Raw genomic sequence first — 17,896 nt, forward strand, 5'->3', positions numbered from 1 at the left:
GGCGGCACCCGGCTGGGGTGCGGGGGCGGCGCGAGGGCCCCGGTACCCGCGGGCGCACCCCCGCGCCGGGCGGGGGCGGGGGGGGGGCGCGGGGGACCCCCCCCGGGCGCCCCGCCCCACCCCTCACTTCTCGTCCCTGCGGCACCTCTCGTCCCTCCTCACTTCTCCGTCCCTCCGAGCGAAACGCGTACATGGAGTCCTCGACGACAATCGCGCCCGGCGGCGGGCGGCCCCGCGCCCGGTGGGCGCTGGTGTCCGTACTGGCCGCGAACATGCTGGTCGACGCCCTGGAGGTGTCCGCGACCCTGGTGGCGTTGCCGTCCGTCGGCGCCGAGCTCGGCCTCTCCGCGACCGGCGCGCAGTGGCTCGTCACCGGATTCGCGGCCGGCTTCGCCGGGCTCCTGCCGGTGGGCGGCCGGCTCGTCGAACGGCTCGGCCGCCGCCCGGTCTACCTCGTCGCCCTGCTCGTCTTCGCCGTCGCCTCCCTCGCGGGCGCGTTCACGGACAGCGCCGCCCTGCTGACGGCGACCCGCGTGGTGAAGGGATGCTGCGTCGCGCTGACCGCCCCCACCGGCCTCGCCATCATCGTGGCGGCCGTGCCCGAAGGCGCCGCCCGGCGCCGGGCGTTGTCGGTCTACTCCTTCTTCGGCGCCGCCGGGTTCTGCGCGGGGCTGCTGCTGTCGGGACTCCTCACGGAGGCCGGCTGGCGCTGGACGACAGCCTTTCCGGCGCCCGTCGCCCTGCTGCTGCTCGCCGCCGGCCTGCGGCTGATCCCGCACGGCACGCCCCCGGACGGTCCGACGGCGCGGCCGGGCACCCCCGCCCGGTTCGCGGTGGCGGGCGGGCTGGCTCTGACCGGCGCGGTCCTGCTCCTCGGGTACGGGCTCGCGCACCTGGCCGGCCCCGGCCGTGACCGGCCGGCGGCCGCCGCGGCGTTCGCCGTGGCCCTGCTGCTCGGCGCGTTCCTGCTGCGGGCCGAGCGCCGGGCGACGCGGCCGCTCGTACCCGTCGAACTCCTGCGTCACGCACCGCTGTTGAGGTCAGCGGTCGGAGCCGCCGCGCTGAACGGCTCGTACGTGGCGTTCCTGCTGATCGTCACCCTCCAGCTGCACGGCGCGGGCTGGACCCCCTGGCGGACGGCGCTCGCCCTGCTGCCCGCCGGCCTCCCGCTCGCCCTGACCGCCCTGCACTCCGGCCGGATGGTCGGCCGGCTGGGCCCGGCGCGGGCCGTCGCCGCGGGCGCGGCGGCCGCCCCCGTCGGCTACGCCCTCCAGCCGCGGACGGTGGACGCCGCCACCGGTTACGCCGACCTGCTGCCGGCGATGACCTTCGTCGGCGCCGCGTTCGTCCTGGCCTTCACCGCCCTGCACCTCCAGGCGACCGGCCGCGTACCGGCGCCCTTGCAGGGCGCGGCCGGAAGCCTCTACCAGACCTGCGTGCAGTTGGGCGCCGTCCTCACGGTCGCGCTCGCCGCCGCGCTGTACACGGCCGGACCGGGCTCCGCGCTCGGGCTGGTCACCGCCGTCGGAGCCGCGGGCGCCTGCGTCGCCCTCGGTGGGCTCGGCCGCCCGGCCCTGCCCCCCGACCCGCTCCCCGCACGGAGCCGCCAACGAAAGGAAACACCCCCATGTCCCGAGACCCCCTGCGCCTCGCCATCATCGTTAGCAGCGTGCGCGAAGGCCGCTTCGGACCCGTTCCCGCCGGCTGGTTCGCCGACGAGGCCCGCCGCCGCGCGGACCTCGACGTCGACGTGATCGACCTGGCGGAGCACGAGCTGCCCGCCGCCCTGTCGAGCACCCCTTCCCCGGAGGCCGTCGCGGCGCTCGCGACCGTCTCGCCGCGCCTCGAACAGGCCGACGCCTTCGTGGTCGTGACGCCGGAGTACAACCACAGCTTCCCGGCCTCCCTCAAGCACCTCATCGACTGGCACTACACCCAGTGGCGCGCCAAGCCGGTCGGTTTCCTCTCCTACGGCGGCCTGGCCGGCGGCTTGCGCGCGGTGGAGCAACTGCGCCCGATCTTCGCCGAGTTGCACGCCGTCACCGTTCGCGACGCGATCAGCTTCCACTCCGCGTGGGAGCGGTTCGGCGAGGACGGTCTGCCCACGGACCCGCAGGGTCCGGCGAACGCCGCCAAGGTGCTCCTCGACCAGCTGGCCTGGTGGGGCACCGCCCTGCGCGAGGCCCGGCTGAAGGACCCGTACCAGGCCTGACCGCCGGCACCCCCGCCCCCTCGGCCCCGACCACGGGCGGACGGGGACGACACCTCCCCTTCCGCCCCGAACCGGAAAGCATCATGAACACACTTCACATGTCACAGACATACGAGACGGACACCGGCCTCGTCCACATGACCCGGCCCGACATGGCGGTACTGACCACGGCCGGACTGCGCGAACGCACCCGGATCCTGGAGCAGTACGTACGCGAGGAACTCGGTCGCATCCTCGGCATCGAACCCCACCTCGTCGACACCACCGGCCGTCCCATGGGCTGCCTCGGCATCGGCTCGATCTCGGGGATCGAACTCCAGTACCGGATGGAGGCGACGCTCGGCGTCGACGTGAACCTCCAGCGCCTGCTGCTCGCCAACAGCGCCCAGGAACTCATCGACTGCCTCGCGGGCCAGATCGGCCCGGACGCACACCTGCACGGGGCACCGGTGCCGGCATGACGATGACGACGCTCCTGCCCTCCGGCCGCCCGGTGGTGAACCACCAGGACCTCGCACCGCCCGAGTTCACCCTGTCCGCCGACCGCGTCGACCTGTGGCTCGTCCGCCGACCCATCGGCGCCGACGCCGAAGCCCTGGCCATGGACGAACTCGACGACCAGGAACGCGCGCGCACCGAGTCGTTCATGCGCAAGGCGGACGGCCTGCTCTACGCCGCCGCCCACATCGCCGTGCGCCGGCTCCTCGGGCGTTACACCGCCACCGCCCCCCAGGACGTGCGGTTCATGCGCGAGCCCTGCCCCGGCTGCGGCGAGGCCCACGGCCGGCCCGCCCTGTCACCGCCTCCGCCACCGCTGCACTACTCGCTCTCGCACAGCGGGGGAGTCGCCATGGTCGGCGTCGCCACCGTGCCCATCGGTGTCGACGTCGAGAAGCTCCCCGGCGCCGAGACCGTGGACATCTGCTCCCGCGCCCTGCACCCCGACGAGCAGAAGGAGATCGCCGAGACCGAGGCGGGCGAGGACCGCCGGCAGCTCTTCGGCCAGATCTGGACGCGCAAGGAAGCGTTCCTCAAGGGGCTCGGGACAGGGTTGAGCCGATCCCCCGCCCAGGACTACCTCGGCACCGACCACGAGCGTCACCCGGCCGGCTGGACCATGGCCGGCGTTCCCGCCGACGCCACCCATGCCGCCGCCGTCGCGGTGGCCGGACCGAGCCCGAAGGTGGTCGACGTCCGGTGGGTGCCCGACGCCTGGCTGTCCGTCGGGCACACCGCCTGCGGCGCCACCGCGTCGGAGCAAGGCCGTACGTCCCCCGCCAGTCGACCGTAGAAAAGGACGTGACCGGATGACCCGCACCGCCTTCGTCTTCCCGGGCCAGGGCTCCGAATGCGCCGGCATGGGCAGGGAACTGCTCGCCCTGCGGCCGGACCTCGCCGACACCTACTACCACACCGCCGACGACCTCCTCGGCATCCCGCTGGCCCGGCTCTGCTGGGAGGGGTCCGCCAAGGACCTGGAGGACCCGGCGGTGGCCCAGCCGGCCGTCTTCCTGACGAGCCTGGCCGTACTGGAAGTGCTGCGCGGCGAGGGCCTGGCACCGGACGCGGTCGCCGGACACAGCCTGGGGGAGTACGCGGCGCTGGTGGCGGCGGGCGTCCTGGAGTGGACCGAGGCACTGTGGCTGGTCCGACTGCGCGGCGAACTCGTCGCGACCGTCGGGGACCGGATCGGCAGCGCCACCGCCGCGGTGATCGGCCTGCGCCGCACTGACCTGGTCCGCATGTGCGCCGAGGCCCGGGCCGCCACCGGCGAGGTCGTCGAGGTGGCCGGGGAGAACGAGCCGCGCCAGACGGTCGTCTCCGGGCAGGCCGAAGCGGTCGCGCACGTCGCCGCGGCGGCGGGCGCGGCCGGCGCCCGGGTGGCGCGGCTGCGCACCGGCGGCCCGTTCCACTCCAGCCTGCTGGGCGAGGCCGAGGCCGAGTTCACCGAGACGCTGATCGCCACCGAGTTCCGCGACCCGGCCGTCCCGCTGGTCTCCGGTGTCACCGGCGGATGGGTGACGACCGCCGCGGAGGCCGTCGTCGCCCTGCGCACCCAACTCACCAGCCCGGTCCGCTGGACCGGGGCCGTCGAGACGCTCGCCGCCTCGGGCACGGACCGGTTCGTGGAGGTGGGCCCCGGCCAGGTGTTGAGCGCCCTGGTGCGCCGCATCCTGCCGGGCGCCCACGTCCACACGACGCACACCGCGGACCGGCTCGCCCGAGCCGTGGGCGCGCTCACCGCCACCACCGTCTGACCGTCGACCCACAGAGAGGGTGGGAGAACCATGTCCAGAACGGACGACACGATCCGGTCCCGGATCGACGAGCTCAACGGGATCAAGGAGTCCGCACGGAGCGGGGACGAGAGCGCGACCGAGCGCCAGCACGCCAAGGGCAAGCTGACGGCCCACGAGCGCATCACGCTCCTCCTGGACAAGGGCTCCTTCACCGCGGTGGAGCCATTGCGCCGGCACCGGGCGACCGGTTTCGGGCTGGAGGCGAAGAGGCCGTACAGCGACGGTGTCGTCACCGGTTGGGGCACGGTCGACGGCCGCACGGTCTTCGTCTACGCCCACGACTTCCGTATCTTCGGCGGCGCGCTGGGCGAGGCCCACGCCGAGAAGATCCACAAGATCATGGACATGGCCGAGAAGGCCGGTGCCCCGCTGGTCTCGTTGAACGACGGCGCCGGCGCCCGCATCCAGGAGGGCGTCTCGGCGCTGGCCGGGTACGGCGGCATCTTCCGGCGCAACACCCGGGCCTCGGGCGTCATCCCGCAGATCAGCGTGATGCTCGGGCCCTGCGCGGGCGGCGCCGCCTACTCGCCGGCCCTCACGGACTTCGTGTTCATGGTCCGCGAGACCTCGCAGATGTTCATCACCGGCCCGGACGTGGTCAAGGCCGTCACCGGCGAGGAGATCACCCAGAACGGCCTCGGCGGAGCCGACGTCCACGCCGGCACCTCGGGCGTCGCGCACTTCGCGTACGACGACGAGGAGACCTGCATCGCCGAGGTCCGCTACCTCCTGGCGCTGCTGCCCTCCAACAACCGTGAGCTGGCCCCCGTCGAACACTCCGGCGACCCGGCCGACCGGCCGAACGACGCCCTGCTCGACCTGGTTCCCGTCCAGTCGGGGCAGGCGTACGACATCCGCAAGGTCATCGAGGAGGTCGTCGACGACGGCGACCACTTCGAGGTGCACCCGGCCTGGGCGCCGAACCTCGTCTGCTCGCTGGCCCGGCTCGACGGGCACGTCGTCGGCGTCGTCGCCAACAACCCCGCCGCGATGGCCGGCGTCCTCGACATCGAGGCCTCCGAGAAGGGGGCGCGGTTCGTCCAGTTCTGCGACGCCTTCAACATCCCGCTCGTCACCCTCGTGGACGTGCCCGGCTTCCTGCCCGGCGTCGACCAGGAGCACAACGGCATCATCCGGCGCGGCGCCAAGCTGCTGTACGCCTACTGCAACGCCACCGTCCCGCGGATCTCCCTGGTCCTGCGCAAGGCGTACGGCGGCGCGTACATCGTCATGGACTCCCGTTCCATCGGCGCCGACCTGGCGCTGGCCTGGCCCACCAACGAGATCGCCGTGATGGGCGCCGAGGGCGCCGCCAACGTGGTCTTCCGCCGCGAGATCGCCGCCGCGGACGACCCCGACGCCGCCCGTGCGCAGCGCATCGCGGAGTACAAGGACCAGCTGATGCACCCGTACTACGCGGCGGAGCGCGGCCTCATCGACGACGTCATCGACCCGCGCGACACCCGGTCGGTACTGATCCGTTCTCTGGCCATGCTGCGCGCCAAGCACGCCGACCTGCCCGCGCGCAAGCACGGGAACCCGCCGCAGTGAGCGCGGCCGGTCCGACCCACCAGAAGGAGCGGTTCGTGGACGACCAGCAGCCGGAACACATGATCCGCGTGGTGAAGGGACGGCCCGACGCCGAGGAACTGGCGGCGCTGACCGCCGTCGTCCTCGCCCGGGCGGCGGCCCACGACGGCCAGTACGGCGGTACGACGGGCAGCGGGCCCACCCTGGCCGGCTGGCGCCGGCCCGAGCGGGTCCGCGGCTTCCTCGGCCCGCGCACCTGGCGCGACCACTCGAACGAGGCGCGATCCGCCTGACGGCGCCGCCCCCTCCCCCCTTTCCCACAAGGAGAAACGAACATGGCACACCTCGTCATCAAGGCCCTCGGACGGACGCGTTTCGAGGTGGCGCAGTGAGGCTCCTGGTCACCGGCGGGGCCGGGTTCATCGGCTCGCACTTCGTCCGGACCCTGCTCGCCGGTGGGTACGAGGGGCACGGCGACACCCGGATCACCGTCCTCGACAAGCTCACCTACGCCGGCAACCGGGACAACCTCCCGGCGGCGCACCCCCGGCTGGACTTCGTCCGCGGCGACATCTGCGACGAGGCACTGCTGCGCGAACTGCTGCCCGGCCACGACGCGATCGTCCACTTCGCGGCCGAGTCGCACGTCGACCGCTCCGTGCACTCCGCGGCCGAGTTCGTCCGCACCAACGTCGGTGGTACGCAGACCCTGCTCGACGCGGCGCTGGCCACCGGTGTGCGGCGCGTCGTGCACGTCTCCACCGACGAGGTCTACGGCTCCATAGCCGAGGGCGCCTGGACGGAGGAGTGGCCGCTGCTGCCCAACTCCCCGTACGCCGCGTCCAAGGCCTCCTCCGACCTGATCGCGCGCTCGTACTGGAAGACGCACGGCCTCGACGTGTCGATCACCCGCTGCTCGAACAACTACGGGCCGTACCAGCACCCCGAGAAGCTGATCCCGCTGTTCGTCACCAACCTGCTCGAAGGCCTCCAGGTCCCGCTGTACGGCGACGGCCGCAACATCCGCGAGTGGCTGCACGTCGACGACCACTGCCAGGCCATCGCCCTCGTCCTGGACCAGGGCCGCGCCGGGGAGGTCTACAACATCGGCGGCGGCAACGAGCAGACCAACCTGCACATCACCGAACGCCTCCTCGCGCTGTGCGGCGCGGACGCCTCCGCGGTGCGCCGGGTCGCCGACCGCAAGGGACACGACCTGCGCTACGCGTTGGACGAGACGAAGATCCGCGAGGAGCTGGGGTACGCGCCGCGGGTCTCCTTCGAGCAGGGACTGGCCGACACCGTCGCGTGGTACCGCGACAACCCCGGCTGGTGGAAGGCCGTGAAACACCAGAGCGACGACTTCGGCCGACAGGGCCGGGAAGGAACCACGTCATGAACGTCCACAAGGGACTCATCCTCGACGAGACCGCCAAGTTCCATCAGGACGCGCAGGACCAGCGGCCCTTCGTCCCCGGCACCACCGAGATCTGGCCCGCCGGCGCGGTGCTGGACGAGCGCGATCGGGCGGCCCTGGTCGAGGCGGCCCTGGAGATGCGGATCGCGGCCGGGCCCAGCTCCCGCCGCTTCGAGTCGCGCTTCGCCCGGAAGATGGGGCACCGCAAGGCGCACCTGGCCAACTCCGGTTCCTCCGCGAACCTGCTGGCCATGACGGCCTTCACCTCGCACCTGCTGGAGGACCGCGCCCTCAAGCGGGGCGACGAGGTCATCACCGTCGCCGCGGGCTTCCCGACCACCGTGAACCCGATCATCCAGAACGGGCTCGTCCCCGTCTTCATCGACGTGGAACTCGGCACCTACAACACCACCGCCGAGCGGGTCGCGCAGGCCATCGGCCCCAAGACCCGCGCCATCATGATCGCGCACGCGCTCGGCAACCCCTTCGAGGTCGCCGAGATCGCGCAACTGGCGCAGGACCACGACCTGTACCTGATCGAGGACAACTGCGACGCCGTCGGCTCCACCTACGACGGGCAGCTGACCGGCACCTTCGGCGACATCACGACGGTGAGCTTCTACCCGGCCCACCACCTGACCATGGGCGAGGGCGGCTGCGTCCTGACCTCGAACCTGGCGCTGGCGCGGATCATCGAATCGCTGCGCGACTGGGGCCGGGACTGCTGGTGCGAGCCGGGCGAGACCAACAAGTGCCTCAAGCGCTTCAAGTACCAGATGGGCACCCTCCCCGAGGGCTACGACCACAAGTACATCTTCTCCCACGTCGGCTACAACCTGAAGGCCACCGACATCCAGGCGGCCCTCGGCCTGACCCAGCTCGACAAGCTCGACGACTTCTGCGACGCCCGCCGCCGCAACTGGCGCCGACTGCGGGACGGCCTCGACGGCGTACCGCACCTGATCCTCCCCGAGGCCACCCCGCGCAGCGACCCGAGCTGGTTCGGGTTCGCGATCACCGTGGACCCCGAGGCGCCCTACAGCCGGGCCGCCCTGGTCGACTTCCTGGAGGACCGCAAGATCGGCACGCGGCGCCTGTTCGCGGGCAACCTGACCCGCCACCCGGCCTACATCGGTCAGCCGCACCGCGTCGTCGGCGACCTCACCAACAGCGACATCATCACCGACCAGACGTTCTGGATCGGCGTGTACCCGGCGCTGACGGACGAGATGCTCGACTACGTCATCGCCTCCGTCAAGGAGTTCGTGGGGGGCCACGCGTGAGCGGCCCCACCACGCCGGCCACCGTCGCCCCGACCCTGGTCTCCCGCGTGGACGAGGAGCTGCCGCTGCGGCTGGCCCGCTCGGCGGACACGGCCCGCGGCGCGGTGCCGCACACCGCGGACGTCCACACCTGGCTGGAGGAGCGCCGCCGGGCGCACCGCTTCCGGGTGGACCGGATCGCCTTCGCGGACCTGGACGGCTGGTCCTTCGACCCGGACACCGGCAACCTCGGCCACCGCAGCGGGAAGTTCTTCACCGTCGAGGGCCTGCGCGTCACCGCCGGCTCCGACGGCCACGAGCGCACGTGGCACCAGCCGATCATCCGCCAGCCCGAGGTCGGCATCCTCGGCATCCTGGTCAAGGAGTTCGACGGAGTCCCGCACTTCCTGATGCAGGCCAAGATGGAGCCCGGCAACCGCAACCTGCTCCAGCTGTCGCCGACCGTGCAGGCCACCCGCAGCAACTACACCAAGGCCCACAAGGGCGCCGACGTCCGCTACATCGAGTACTTCACGCAACCCGGCCGCGGCCGGGTCCTCGCCGACGTCCTCCAGTCCGAACACGGCTCCTGGTTCTACCGCAAGAGCAACCGCAACATGCTCGTCGAGGCGGTCGGCGACGTCCCCGAGCACGACGACTTCCGCTGGCTGACCCTCGGCGAGATCGGCGAGCTGCTGCGCCTGGACAACGTGGTCAACATGGACGCGCGCACCGTGCTGGCCTGCGCGCCCCTCCCGGACACCGGAGCCCTCGCCCTGCACTCGGACACCGCGCTGCGGTCCTGGTTCACCACCGAACGCACCCGCCACGACGTCAGCGCCCGGCGGATACCGCTCGCGGACGTCCGCGGCTGGAAGCACGGCGAGGACTCCATCGACCACGAGGAGGGACGCTACTTCGGCGTCGTCGCGGTCGGCGTCCAGGCCGGCAGCCGCGAGGTCTCGGGCTGGACGCAGCCGCTGTTCGAACCGACGGGCGTGGGCGTCACCGCCTTCCTGACCCGGCGGATCGCCGGCGTGCCCCACGTACTGGTCCACGCCCGCGTCGAGGGCGGGTTCGCCGACACCGTGGAACTCGGTCCGACGGTCCAGTACACCCCGGAGAACTACGCGCACCTGCCGCGCGAGGAGCGCCCGCCGTTCCTCGACCTGGTCCTCGGCGCCGACCCCGGGCGGATCCGCTACGAGGCCCTGCACTCCGAGGAGGGCGGCCGGTTCCTGAACGCGGAGAGCCGCTACCTCTTCCTCGACGTCGACGAGGACCAGGCCCCGCTCCAGGCCCCGCCGGGCTACCTGTGGGTCACCCCCGGGCAACTCGCCGGGCTGCTGCGGCACAACCACTACGTCAACGTGCAGGCGCGCACCCTGCTCTCCTGCCTGACCTCGGGGGCGGTAACGCTCTGATGGATCCCGTCCGCATCGGCGTGATCGGCTGCGCCGACATCGCACGCCGCCGGATGCTGCCCGCCCTGCGGGCGGCGTCCGGCATCGAACTCGTCGCGGTCGCGGCCCGCGACGCGGCCCGGGCCCGCGAAACGGCCGCGGAGGCGGGCTGCGAGGCCGTCACCGGATACGGGGCGCTGCTGGCGCGCCCGGACATCGACGCCGTGTACGTCCCGCTCCCGGCGGCCCTGCACGCCGAGTGGGTGGAGGCGGCGCTGCGCGCGGGCAAGCACGTCCTCGCGGAGAAGCCGCTCACCACCGACCTCGCGACCACCCGTCGGTTGCTGGACCTGGCCGGGTCCGCCGCACTGGTGCTGCGGGAGAACGTGATGTTCGTCCACCACTCCCAGCACGCCGCCGTCCGGTCCCTCGTCAACGGCGGCGCGATCGGCGAACCCCGCTCGTTCCGGGCCGAGTTCACCATCCCCCGGCTCCCGGACACCGACATCCGCTACGACGCCGCCCTCGGTGGCGGCGCCCTGTGGGACACCGGCGTCTACCCGGTCCGGGCGGCCCTGCACTTCCTCGGGGACCGGCTGACCACCGAGGGCGCCGTCCTGGTCGGCGGCGTGCCCGGCCGGGCCGTCGACACGGCCGGCACGGCACTGCTGCGCACCCCCGACGGGGTCACCGCGCAGCTGTCGTTCGGACTCGACCACGGCTACCGCAGCGCCTACGAGATCACCGGCAGCCGGGGCCGCCTCACCGTCGACCGGGCCTTCACCCCGCCCGCCGCGCACCCGCCCACGATCCGCCTCGAACGCCCCACCGGGGTCGAGGAGATCGCTCTCGCCCCGGACGACCAGGTGCTCCGCTCCGTCGCCGCCTTCGTCACGGACATCCGCGTCGGGGCCCGACCGGAACCGGTCCTGCTGCGCCAGGCCGAACTGCTCGACGCCATCAGGCGGTGCGCGCGCGTCGTATGAGGCGCGCACCCCGCGGGGGCGGGGCGGACCACGGTCCGCCCCGCCCCCGCCCCATGTTCTCCAACCCATCCGGAGAGGCCATGCCTTCGACCCACGACGAGATCGCGGACCTGCGCCGGCAGGTGCGGATCCTGCGCGACCGCGCCGACCTGCGCGAACTGTTCGACCGGTACGTCAGCGCCCTCGACACGTACGGGGGGACCGAGCCCGCCGGGGACCGGTTCGCCGAACTGTTCACCGAGGACGTCACCTTCACCTTCCCGATCGGCACGTCCGAGGGGATCGAGGGCTTCACCGCCTTCCAGCGGGAGGCGGGGGCGCGCTGGGCACGCTCGCACCACCTCGCCGCCAACCACTCCATCGGCCTCGACGGTGACCGGGCCACCCTGCGCGTGCAGCAGCTCACCTTCCACGTCCACCACGACGGGGACCACCCGGCGGGGCGGTTCGACGTCGGGGGCCACTGCGTGGCCGCCGCCGTACGGACCGACTCCGGTTGGCGGCTGAACCGCGTCGCCTACCACGTCGTGTGGGACTCCGGCGACCGCCTGCCCGAGTTCGCCGGAGCCCAGCTGTGAGAACCCGGTGAACGCCGTGCAGATCGCCGGTTACTGGGTCCCCGCCCGGGAACCCGTGCGCGAATCCGGTCCGGCGGCGGCGCGGCCGTGCGCCCCGACGATGACCACGCTCCTGCGCCGCCGGGCCGTCTGGGGACTCGCCGTCGTCCGCGGACGGTCCGCGCGCAGCGGCCCCTGACCCGCTCCGCCCGTCCCGCCAGGAGGTTTCCGCCATGCCCCCCTCACCGCAGCCCGGTGCGCCCGCCGTCCGGGCCGTCACCCTCGACGGGGGCGGCATCCCGCTGTCCGGGCTGCTCGCCCTGCCCCTGGGCGGCGCGCCCCGGGCCCTGGTGGTCGCCCTGCACGGCGCCGGGATGAGCGCGGGGTACTTCGACAGCCGGGCCCGGCCCGGGCTCTCCCTGCTGGAACTCGGCGCCTCGCTCGGGCACGCCGTCCTGGCCCTGGACCGGCCCGGGTACGGGGCCTCGGCCGCGGTCCTGCCCGAGGGGCAGGACCTGGCGGGGCAGACCACCACCCTGCTCGCCGCCCTGGCCGGCTTCGCCCGCGCGCACGACGTCGGCGCGGGCCTGCTGCTCGTCGCCCACTCCAACGGCGGCCGCCTCGCCCTGTCCACCGCCGCCGCCCTCGGCGACGGCGGGCGGGGCGCGGACCCGATCGGGGGCCCGCTGCTCGGCGTGGACGTCTCCGGGATCGCCCGGCGCCTCGCCGTGGACCGCGCCGCGCTGCCCGGCTCCGGCGGTCCGGTGCAGTGGCGCCGGCACTGGGGGGCCCTGCGGTTCTACCCGCCCGACGCCTTCCGGCTCGGGCAGGAACTGCTGCGCCCCGTACCGGCCGTGGAGGCCCGGGAGATCCTGGAGTGGCCGGCGGCGTACCCCGCGGTGGCGGCCCGGATCCGGGTTCCCGTCCGCTTCACCTTCGCCGAACAGGAGCAGTGGTGGAGGCACGATCGGGCAGCGGTGGAGGAATTGCTCGCTCCGCTGCGGATGGCGTCCACTGAGGTGGTCCGCCAGCCGGACGCCGGCCACAACATCAGCCTGGGATGGGCCGCTCGTACCTACCACCTGCGTGTCCTGTCCTTCCTGGAAGAGCGCCTGCTCGCCCGGGACGTCGTCCGTACGCCGGTCCTGACGGCCCCTGACCGGGACCTGAACAAGGTTGACGTGGATCTGACATAAAGCCCGTTGACCCGTGGATCGGTACCTACGAGTCTTTTCGTGAGCATCCCGTGACGTGTAACGAAATCCGTCATCACCGGGACACGTCCACTCGTTCTGCCGGTACCCGCTTGATTCAGCATGATTCATCCCGAAAAGGAACACACATGAGTGACGTGAAGGACCTGGTGCAGGTCGCCGGAATCATCGACGCCGAAGAGGCCAAGCTGCTGGCCGAGGAGGGCGTCGACTGGTTCGGTTTCCCGCTCCGCCTCCCGTCGGGCAAGGACGACATCTCCGAGGCCGCGGCCACGGAGATCATCGCCGGTCTGATCGCCCCTCAGGAGGGTGTCCTCATCAGCTACCTGACGGACGCGGACGAGATCAGCGCGTTCACCACCCAGCTCGGTGTCAAGGCCGTCCAGCTCCACGGTGACGTGGAGCCGGAGCAGCTGCGCAAGCTCAAGGCCAACCGCCCCGACCTGTACGTGCTCAAGAGCCTGGTCGTCAAGGAGGACAACGCCGAGGAGCTGCTCCAGCTCGTCGACGACGTCGCCGAGTGGGTCGACATGTTCATCACCGACACCTACAACCCGGCCACCGGCGCCAAGGGCGCCACCGGCCTCACCCACGACTGGAACGTCAGCGCGGAGCTCGTCCGCCGCTCGCCCAAGCCCCTGATGATGGCCGGTGGTCTGAGCCCGGAGAACGTCGCCGACGCGATCCGCGCCGTCAAGCCCGCCGCCGTCGACGCCCACAGCCTCCTGGAGGGCCCCGACGGCCGCAAGGACCGCGCGAAGGTCGCGAAGTTCGTTGCCGAGTCCCGCCGCGCCTTCGCCGAGATCGCTTCCTGATCCCGGCACCTCCCGACCACGTGGCTGTGGCGGCCCGGGGGCCCTTCGCGGGGCCCCCGGGGCCGGGCCGCAGCCCGTCTCCACCGACCGACGAGAAGCAGGTTCTCATGGCGACCGGCCACCACAATGTCCACCCGCTGCCGCAGACCAACCAGCTGCGGGCCATGCACACGATCATCCGCGACCGCGGTGCGTCCCGCGCGGACTTCGTGTTCTACTCCCGCCGCATCATCCGCCTCCTCCTGGAATCGGCGCTCGACCAGCTGCCGTTCGACAAGCACGAGGCGATCACGCCGGTCGGTGAGACCTACGACGGACTGAAGTTCGCCGCCAAGCTGTGCGCGGTGCCCGTGATCCGGGCCGGCGACTCCATGCTGGACGAGCTGCGCACCGTGGTGCCCGACGTCCGCGTCGGCAAGATCCTCATCCAGCGGGACAAGACCACCAAGCTCCCGCACCTCTTCTACAAGAACCTGCCGGACGACATCGCCGACCGGCACATCCTGCTCCTGGAGCCGATGCTCGCCACCGGCGGCAGCGCCAACGCGGCCATCGAGGTGCTGCTGGAGGCGGGAGTGCGCGAGGAGAACATCGTCTTCGTGAACTTCATCGCCGCGCCCGAGGGGATCGAGGCCGTGCACCGCGTGCACCCGGCCGTCAAGATCGTCACCTCCTCGGTCGAACAGCGCCTGAACGAGAACGCGTTCATGATCCCGGGCATCGGCGACTTCGGCGACCGCTACTTCGGCACGACAGACTCGGCCGTGGTCCGATGAGGAGCAGCCGCACGCTGACGGACTCCGCGCTCACCGCGCTCGCGCCGGCGATCTGGGGTTCGACCTACCTGGTCACCACCGAGTTCCTGCCCGCCGACCGGCCGCTGCTGGCGTCGCTGCTGCGCGCCCTGCCCGCCGGCCTGATCCTGGTCCTCATCGGCCGGACCCTGCCGCGCGGCATCTGGTGGTGGCGGGCCCTGGTCCTGGGCGTCCTGAACATCGGCGCCTTCTTCTACCTCCTGTTCGTCGCGGCCTACAACCTGCCCGGCGGCGTCGCGGCGCTGGTGATGTCCATCCAGCCGATGCTGGTGCTGCTGCTGGGCGCCGTGCTGCTGAAGGACAAGATCAAGCCGGTCCACGTGGCCGCCTGCGCGCTCGGCGCGGCCGGCGTGGCCCTGCTCGTCCTCCAGCCGAACGCCGGACTCAACACGACCGGCGTCGTGGCCGGTCTGCTCGGCGCCGTCAGCATGGCCTCCGGCATCGTGCTCACCAAGCGTTGGGGTCGCCCCGAGGGCGTCGGCCTGCTGCCCTTCACGGGCTGGCAGCTGACCGTCGGCGGTCTGGTCCTCCTCCCGATCGCCCTGATCGGCGAGGGACTGCCCGACGAGATCACCGCCGAGAACCTCTGGGGCTTCGCCTACCTCGGCATCATCGGGGCCCTGTTCGCCTACGCCATCTGGTTCCGCGGCGTGCAGCGGCTCCCGGCCCTCGCCGTCTCGTTCCTGAGCTTCGCCTCGCCCCTGGCGGCCACCCTGCTCGGCTACTTCGTCCTCGACCAGGCGCTGTCGCCGCTCCAGATCGCCGGCGCCCTGACCGTGGTCGCGGCCGTCATCCTGGCCCAACCCCGGGGCGGCCGGAACAAGCCGGACCCGAAGCCCGAGCCGGGCGGCGAGCCCACCACGACCATCCCGCGGGAATCCGTACAGGCCTGACCGGCCTGCTTCCCGCGCCCGAGCTCCGCATCCGGCCTGCCCCCGGGCCAGGACGCGGAGTGGTGGTGGCACACCGCGGTCTCCCCCGTCCGCGGTGTGCCACCCACCCCACGACGACCCGTGAGAGGACCGAGTCCGTGCCCCACATCCACGTCAGGCACTACCCGAGGAACTTCACGGCCGAACAGCTCAAGGAGATCGACGAGGCGGTCACCGCCGCCGTGACGCGCACCTTCGCCACCGGCGAGGACACCGTCTCGATCTCCTTGGAGCCGGTCACACCGGAGGACTGGGACGTCCAGGTCCTCGACGAGATAGCGGCCCGCCGGGACCTGCTCCTCAAGGCGCCCGGTTACTGGAACGAGAGTTGAGAGAGCCCCGATGAGCGCAAGCAACGGCATCCCCGTCGTCTACACCGAGGAGGTCCGCGAGGCCCTCCACGAAGGCCGGGCCGTCGTCGCCCTCGAGAGCAACGTCATCACGCACGGCCTGCCCTACCCGGACAACGCGGCCACCGCCCGCAAGGTCGAGGACGCCGTACGGGCCGGCGGCGCCGTCCCGGCGACGATCTGCATCGAGGCCGGCGAGATCCGGGTCGGCATGTCGGAGGCCGACGTCGAGCGGTTCGCCTCCCTGCCGGGCATCCCCAAGGTGTCCAGCCGGGACATGCCCGTCGTGCTTGCGCAGGGCGGCCTGGGCGCCACCACGGTGGCGACCTCCGTCGTGGCGGCCGAGCTCGCGGGGATCCCCTTCTTCTCGTCCGCCGGCATCGGCGGTGTGCACCGGGGCGCCCAGGAGACCTGGGACGTCTCCTCGGACCTCATCCAGTTCACCCGCTCCAAGGTCGCCGTCGTCTGCGCGGGCGCGAAGATGATCCTCGACCTCGGCCTGACGCTGGAGTACCTGGAGACGCAGTGCGTCCCCGTCGTCGCCTACCGCTCGGACGACTTCCCCGCCTTCTACTGCCGTACGAGCGGCCACCGGGCGCCCCACCGCCTGGACGACGAGACGCAGATCGCCCGCGCCATCGAGGCCCACTGGGCGCTCGGCAACAACAGCTCCTTCCTCATCACCACCCCGGTCCGCGAGGAGGACGCCATCGACTCGGTCGAGGTCGACACGGCCATCCGGGCCGCCGTCGCCGAGGCCACCCGCGACGGGGTTTCCGGCCAGGGCATCACCAAGTACCTGATGCGCGCCGTGGACGCCGCCACCGACGGCCGTTCCGCCCGCGCCAACATGGCCGTCCTCGCCACCTGCGCCGAAGCGGCGGGCCGCCTCGCCGTCGCGCACTCCCGCCACCTCGCCGAGCGGGCGGGCGGCTGATCCGCCGCGCCCCACCGGCGTTTCCGTTCCACCTCCGCACCACGCGTTGACCCGAATCTGGAGAGTCACATGTCCGAGAAGCTGTTCGAGCCGGTCACTCTGGGGAAGCTGGCCCTGAGCAACCGAGTGGTCATGGCACCCATGTCCCGCAACCGCGCCACCCCCGAGGGCCTGGCCACCGAGCTGATGGCCACCTACTACGGCCAGCGCGCCGGCGCGGGCCTCATCATCAGTGAGGGCGTCCAGCCCAGCGTCGTCGGTCAGGGCTTCAGCAACAGCCCGGGCCTGCACTCCCAGGACCAGGTCGAGTCCTGGAAGCCCGTCACCGACGCGGTGCACGCCGTCGGCGGCAAGATCGTCGCGCAGCTCATGCACGCCGGTCGCATCGGCCACCCGGACCTGTACCCGAGCGGCCACCGGTCCGTCGCCCCGTCCGCGGTCGCCGCGGCCGGCCAGGCCTACGGTCCCGCGGGCCCGCTGGACTACCCGGAGCCGCGCGCGCTGACGGTCGAGGAGATCGCCGAGGTCGTCAAGGAGTTCGCGGACGCCGCGCAGAACGCGATCGACGCCGGCTTCGACGGGGTCGAGGTCCACGCGGGCAACGGCTTCCTGCTCCACCAGTTCCTGGCCGAGAACTCCAACCGGCGCACCGACCGGTACGGCGGCCCGATCGAGAACCGCATCCGCTTCGCGATCGAGGTGATCGAGGCGGTCTCCGAGCGCATCGGCGCCGACCGCGTCGGCGTGCGCATCTCGCCCGCCAACCCGTACAACGACATCGTCGAGGGCGACACCCGCGCGATCTACGAGGCGCTCGTCGCGGCCCTGCCGCCCATCGCCTTCATCCACCTCCTGGAGGGCGGCGACCGCGACCACACCGCGGCGCTGCGCGCCCAGTGGACCGGCACCATCATCCTGTGCCCGCACCCGGAGAACGGCGTCGCGGTCTCCGCGGCGATCGCCACCGAGGCGCTGGAGAGCGGCGTCGGCTGCGCCATCGCCTTCGGCTCGGCGTTCATCGCCAACCCGGACCTGGTCGAGCGGCTGCGCACCGGCGCCCCGCTGGCTCAGGACGACACGACCAAGTGGTACGGCGGCGACCACACCGGCTACACCGACTACCCGACGCACGCCGCGGCCGGCGCGGCGTGAGCGACTCCGGGCAG

Annotated in this window: 20 protein-coding genes; all 20 read left to right on the plus strand. The window is 72.5% G+C overall.

Annotated features, from left to right (window positions below; translation table 11 throughout):
- The first annotated feature begins 191 nt into the window (after positions 1 to 191).
- Positions 192 to 1,754, plus strand: a complete 1,563-nt coding sequence (locus tag ACZ4XJ_RS35725; RefSeq protein WP_468498667.1) for an MFS transporter — start codon at positions 192 to 194, stop codon at positions 1,752 to 1,754.
- On the plus strand, positions 1,670 to 2,212 hold the full coding sequence (locus ACZ4XJ_RS35730; protein WP_362884546.1) for an NADPH-dependent FMN reductase: 543 nt from the start codon (positions 1,670 to 1,672) through the stop codon (positions 2,210 to 2,212). Before ACZ4XJ_RS35725 ends, ACZ4XJ_RS35730 begins: the two co-directional genes overlap by 85 nt.
- A gap of 98 nt (positions 2,213 to 2,310) precedes the next feature.
- Complete coding sequence (locus ACZ4XJ_RS35735) at positions 2,311 to 2,673, plus strand: acyl carrier protein (RefSeq protein ID WP_362884531.1); 363 nt, start codon at positions 2,311 to 2,313, stop codon at positions 2,671 to 2,673.
- A complete protein-coding gene (locus ACZ4XJ_RS35740) occupies positions 2,670 to 3,503 on the plus strand; it encodes a 4'-phosphopantetheinyl transferase family protein (protein WP_362884533.1) in 834 nt (277 codons plus the stop codon). The genes ACZ4XJ_RS35735 and ACZ4XJ_RS35740 overlap by 4 nt, the downstream gene beginning before the upstream one ends.
- A 16-nt stretch (positions 3,504 to 3,519) precedes the next feature.
- Positions 3,520 to 4,470 carry an ACP S-malonyltransferase gene (locus tag ACZ4XJ_RS35745; protein WP_468498668.1) on the plus strand — a complete coding sequence of 317 codons (951 nt, stop codon included), beginning with the start codon at positions 3,520 to 3,522 and terminating at the stop codon, positions 4,468 to 4,470.
- A 30-nt stretch (positions 4,471 to 4,500) separates the two neighbouring features.
- Entirely contained in the window at positions 4,501 to 6,063 is a 1,563-nt protein-coding gene (locus ACZ4XJ_RS35750; protein ID WP_468498669.1) for an acyl-CoA carboxylase subunit beta, read from the plus strand.
- A 35-nt stretch (positions 6,064 to 6,098) separates the two neighbouring features.
- Positions 6,099 to 6,335, plus strand: a complete 237-nt coding sequence (locus tag ACZ4XJ_RS35755; protein WP_362884538.1) for an acyl-CoA carboxylase subunit epsilon — start codon at positions 6,099 to 6,101, stop codon at positions 6,333 to 6,335.
- A gap of 95 nt (positions 6,336 to 6,430) precedes the next feature.
- On the plus strand, positions 6,431 to 7,441 hold the full coding sequence (rfbB, locus tag ACZ4XJ_RS35760; RefSeq protein ID WP_468498670.1) for a dTDP-glucose 4,6-dehydratase: 1,011 nt from the start codon (positions 6,431 to 6,433) through the stop codon (positions 7,439 to 7,441).
- On the plus strand, positions 7,438 to 8,742 hold the full coding sequence (rfbH, locus tag ACZ4XJ_RS35765) for a lipopolysaccharide biosynthesis protein RfbH (protein WP_362884542.1): 1,305 nt from the start codon (positions 7,438 to 7,440) through the stop codon (positions 8,740 to 8,742). The genes rfbB and rfbH overlap by 4 nt, the downstream gene beginning before the upstream one ends.
- Entirely contained in the window at positions 8,739 to 10,145 is a 1,407-nt protein-coding gene (locus ACZ4XJ_RS35770; RefSeq protein ID WP_468498671.1) for an NDP-hexose 2,3-dehydratase family protein, read from the plus strand. Before rfbH ends, ACZ4XJ_RS35770 begins: the two co-directional genes overlap by 4 nt.
- A complete protein-coding gene (locus ACZ4XJ_RS35775) occupies positions 10,145 to 11,110 on the plus strand; it encodes a Gfo/Idh/MocA family protein (protein ID WP_468498672.1) in 966 nt (321 codons plus the stop codon). Before ACZ4XJ_RS35770 ends, ACZ4XJ_RS35775 begins: the two co-directional genes overlap by 1 nt.
- 80 nt (positions 11,111 to 11,190) lie before the next feature.
- Positions 11,191 to 11,688 (plus strand): nuclear transport factor 2 family protein, encoded by a 498-nt coding sequence (locus tag ACZ4XJ_RS35780; protein WP_468498673.1) that lies wholly within the window; start codon positions 11,191 to 11,193, stop codon positions 11,686 to 11,688.
- 7 nt (positions 11,689 to 11,695) lie between these two features.
- A complete protein-coding gene (locus tag ACZ4XJ_RS35785; protein ID WP_468498674.1) occupies positions 11,696 to 11,866 on the plus strand; it encodes a hypothetical protein in 171 nt (56 codons plus the stop codon).
- Between the two features lie 34 nt (positions 11,867 to 11,900).
- Entirely contained in the window at positions 11,901 to 12,863 is a 963-nt protein-coding gene (locus ACZ4XJ_RS35790; RefSeq protein WP_468498675.1) for an alpha/beta hydrolase, read from the plus strand.
- A gap of 146 nt (positions 12,864 to 13,009) precedes the next feature.
- A complete protein-coding gene (locus tag ACZ4XJ_RS35795; RefSeq protein WP_362884451.1) occupies positions 13,010 to 13,696 on the plus strand; it encodes a phosphoribosylanthranilate isomerase in 687 nt (228 codons plus the stop codon).
- A gap of 107 nt (positions 13,697 to 13,803) precedes the next feature.
- On the plus strand, positions 13,804 to 14,472 hold the full coding sequence (upp, locus tag ACZ4XJ_RS35800; RefSeq protein ID WP_362884449.1) for a uracil phosphoribosyltransferase: 669 nt from the start codon (positions 13,804 to 13,806) through the stop codon (positions 14,470 to 14,472).
- Entirely contained in the window at positions 14,469 to 15,404 is a 936-nt protein-coding gene (locus ACZ4XJ_RS35805; protein ID WP_468498676.1) for an EamA family transporter, read from the plus strand. The genes upp and ACZ4XJ_RS35805 overlap by 4 nt, the downstream gene beginning before the upstream one ends.
- A 137-nt stretch (positions 15,405 to 15,541) precedes the next feature.
- The gene (locus ACZ4XJ_RS35810) at positions 15,542 to 15,775 is read left to right on the plus strand and encodes a tautomerase family protein (protein ID WP_468498677.1); all 234 of its coding nucleotides are present in this window, start codon (positions 15,542 to 15,544) and stop codon (positions 15,773 to 15,775) included.
- Positions 15,776 to 15,785: 10 nt separating this feature from the next.
- Positions 15,786 to 16,730 (plus strand): pseudouridine-5'-phosphate glycosidase, encoded by a 945-nt coding sequence (locus ACZ4XJ_RS35815; RefSeq protein ID WP_468498678.1) that lies wholly within the window; start codon positions 15,786 to 15,788, stop codon positions 16,728 to 16,730.
- Positions 16,731 to 16,799: 69 nt separating this feature from the next.
- Entirely contained in the window at positions 16,800 to 17,882 is a 1,083-nt protein-coding gene (locus tag ACZ4XJ_RS35820) for an alkene reductase (RefSeq protein ID WP_362884441.1), read from the plus strand.
- Positions 17,883 to 17,896: the final 14 nt, after the last annotated feature.

Source organism: Streptomyces sp. NPDC029836, from assembly GCF_055574495.1.

What these genes read in the sequence shown, in the direction of transcription:
- ACZ4XJ_RS35795 (WP_362884451.1), top strand. Translation starts at nt 13,010, where the DNA reads ATGAGTGACGTGAAGGACCTGGTGCAGGTCGCCGGAATCATCGACGCC.
- ACZ4XJ_RS35815 (WP_468498678.1), top strand. Translation starts at nt 15,786, where the DNA reads ATGAGCGCAAGCAACGGCATCCCCGTCGTCTACACCGAGGAGGTCCGC.
- ACZ4XJ_RS35820 (WP_362884441.1), top strand. Translation starts at nt 16,800, where the DNA reads ATGTCCGAGAAGCTGTTCGAGCCGGTCACTCTGGGGAAGCTGGCCCTG.
- ACZ4XJ_RS35750 (WP_468498669.1), top strand. Translation starts at nt 4,501, where the DNA reads ATGTCCAGAACGGACGACACGATCCGGTCCCGGATCGACGAGCTCAAC.
- upp (WP_362884449.1), top strand. Translation starts at nt 13,804, where the DNA reads ATGGCGACCGGCCACCACAATGTCCACCCGCTGCCGCAGACCAACCAG.
- ACZ4XJ_RS35740 (WP_362884533.1), top strand. Translation starts at nt 2,670, where the DNA reads ATGACGATGACGACGCTCCTGCCCTCCGGCCGCCCGGTGGTGAACCAC.
- ACZ4XJ_RS35790 (WP_468498675.1), top strand. Translation starts at nt 11,901, where the DNA reads ATGCCCCCCTCACCGCAGCCCGGTGCGCCCGCCGTCCGGGCCGTCACC.
- rfbH (WP_362884542.1), top strand. Translation starts at nt 7,438, where the DNA reads ATGAACGTCCACAAGGGACTCATCCTCGACGAGACCGCCAAGTTCCAT.
- ACZ4XJ_RS35780 (WP_468498673.1), top strand. Translation starts at nt 11,191, where the DNA reads ATGCCTTCGACCCACGACGAGATCGCGGACCTGCGCCGGCAGGTGCGG.
- ACZ4XJ_RS35745 (WP_468498668.1), top strand. Translation starts at nt 3,520, where the DNA reads ATGACCCGCACCGCCTTCGTCTTCCCGGGCCAGGGCTCCGAATGCGCC.
- ACZ4XJ_RS35735 (WP_362884531.1), top strand. Translation starts at nt 2,311, where the DNA reads ATGTCACAGACATACGAGACGGACACCGGCCTCGTCCACATGACCCGG.
- ACZ4XJ_RS35805 (WP_468498676.1), top strand. Translation starts at nt 14,469, where the DNA reads ATGAGGAGCAGCCGCACGCTGACGGACTCCGCGCTCACCGCGCTCGCG.
- ACZ4XJ_RS35725 (WP_468498667.1), top strand. Translation starts at nt 192, where the DNA reads ATGGAGTCCTCGACGACAATCGCGCCCGGCGGCGGGCGGCCCCGCGCC.
- ACZ4XJ_RS35775 (WP_468498672.1), top strand. Translation starts at nt 10,145, where the DNA reads ATGGATCCCGTCCGCATCGGCGTGATCGGCTGCGCCGACATCGCACGC.